Consider the following 1,892-nt stretch of genomic DNA (forward strand, 5'->3'; position numbering starts at 1 on the left):
GGATAACTACCCGTAGAAGGCATCCAATCGCAATATGCCTGTGGGACGCCTCCTGCCAACGTACGTTATGTGCAATAGAGAATAAATGATAGATGAATTTAGCTTTGGTATTGCGGATTTTACCTTTCCTGTTGCTAATGGTCGCCTGCAACAGTAACAGAGAATTCGAGGAAAAGTATGATAGAGAGACAGGCTTGACTGAGCGAATTGAATATTATCCCAATGGTAAAATAAAGGCAAGGGGTTTTTTCAAGGATGGTATACAACATGGTAAAGCCATCCAATATGATGAGAGTGGCAAACTTGAAGCAAAAAGTACATACCTAAATGGTGTCTTAGACGGTATGCTTAAAATTTACTACCCGAATGGTAAATTGAAAGAAGAAACTATTTATTCTAAAGGAGTGCCAGTTGGTTGGAGTTACGAGTACAGGGAGAATGGAAAGATGCAAGCAGCTTATCAATACTACAGGTTTGAGGACAGGTACAAAGGCAACCAGCGTATAAGATATAGTGAAGCTGGAGAAATCATAGCTGACAGCAGCCATTATATAACTGTATTCAGTGACCGTGACACCATATCTTTAGGAGAAGAAATAAAACTACACTTCAAATTGGAGGCGCCATTTTATGGGAGTAAAAGCCAGGTGCGTTTAGAAGTAGGTGGCTTTGATGACCAGTACAAACTTGTGAACCCCAAAATGACCGATACAATTGCTGGTGACGGATTGAGCGCAGAGTATACAGTTCGTCCTTTAAGGAAAGGAATACACGTGGTTCGAGGGCGTTTGGAGGACTATAAAGTAGAACCAATAAGTGCAGAAGAAGCGATGAAAAGGTATAACATCAAAGCAGAAAATCCTGACGAGATAGGTAGTAGGACGGAGAGTGTTTATATCAACTTCACAGAGAAGTTTTTTGTGAAGTAATCATTCTATGTGATTCGGGCTGAGCAGGCAAATTACTGTTACAATGTGAATCAGCTAAAAAAGTAAAACTAAAGCACATAACACGGCACAGGCTCCATACTTGGCTACGCCTCGTTCGTAGCCTGTACTAATCCGTTAGTCAGGATATAAAATAAAACTCTAACTTAAAGTTACCGATATGGTAACTTTATTTTTTATATTTGAGTTATAAAAGAAGAAAGTGAGAGTAATAGCAAAACGAACACTTCGGGATTTCTGGGAAAAGCATGCTGATAGTGAGCAGCAGCTAAAGGCCTGGTATAATGAAGCAGAGCAATCAACTTGGAAGTCCCCGAACGACATAAAGAAAGACTATCCTTCAGCTAGTATATTGGAGGACAACAGAATGGTCTTCAATATTAAAGGAAATAACTACAGGTTAATCGTAAGAATCAACTACAAGTATGGCATCATGTGGATTCGGTTCATTGGTACGCACGCCGACTACGATAAAGTTGACGCTACTAAAATTTAAAAAGAAATGAATATAAAGCTTATAAAAACAGAGGAAGATTACGAATTAGCGCTTCAAAGGCTGGAAGATATATTTGACGCAGAGCCGAACACGCAGGAAGGAGATGAACTGGAGGTGCTTTCTTTTTTGATTGACTCCTATGAGAAGAAGCATTTCCCGATTGAAGTACCAGACCCGATTGAGGCGGTAAAGTTCAGAATGGAGCAGCTTGGGATAAAGCAGAAAGACTTAGCCGAAGTTCTGGGCTTCAAGAGCAGGGTAAGTGAGGTGTTAAACAAGAAAAGAAAACTTACGCTAGAAATGATAAGGAACCTTCATGAAAGGCTGAATATTCCTACAAACGTGCTGATTCAGGAATATTGAAAGAAAAACGCCCTCTAACAACTAGGTCTTCGTTGGGTACGGAGTGCCCACAATGAAGGCCGGGTTGTACTTAACCGGTGCTTTGC

General features: G+C 40.4%; 3 protein-coding genes. All 3 read left to right on the forward strand.

What is annotated here, in order from left to right; genetic code table 11:
• Positions 1-92: 92 nt before the first annotated feature.
• Positions 93-929, forward strand: a complete 837-nt coding sequence (locus tag FVR03_RS24015; RefSeq protein WP_147924309.1) for a toxin-antitoxin system YwqK family antitoxin — start codon at positions 93-95, stop codon at positions 927-929.
• Positions 930-1,149: 220 nt separating this feature from the next.
• Entirely contained in the window at positions 1,150-1,443 is a 294-nt protein-coding gene (locus tag FVR03_RS24020) for a type II toxin-antitoxin system HigB family toxin (RefSeq protein ID WP_147924310.1), read from the forward strand.
• 6 nt (positions 1,444-1,449) lie between these two features.
• Positions 1,450-1,806, forward strand: a complete 357-nt coding sequence (locus FVR03_RS24025) for a helix-turn-helix domain-containing protein (RefSeq protein WP_147924311.1) — start codon at positions 1,450-1,452, stop codon at positions 1,804-1,806.
• Positions 1,807-1,892 lie beyond the last annotated feature (86 nt).

This window comes from Pontibacter qinzhouensis (assembly GCF_008017455.1).
Lineage (GTDB): Bacteria > Bacteroidota > Bacteroidia > Cytophagales > Hymenobacteraceae > Pontibacter > Pontibacter qinzhouensis.

Bases quoted from the DNA above. Each gene is read 5' to 3' on its own strand.
- FVR03_RS24025 (WP_147924311.1), top strand. From the start codon at position 1,450: ATGAATATAAAGCTTATAAAAACAGAGGAAGATTACGAATTAGCGCTT.
- FVR03_RS24015 (WP_147924309.1), top strand. From the start codon at position 93: ATGAATTTAGCTTTGGTATTGCGGATTTTACCTTTCCTGTTGCTAATG.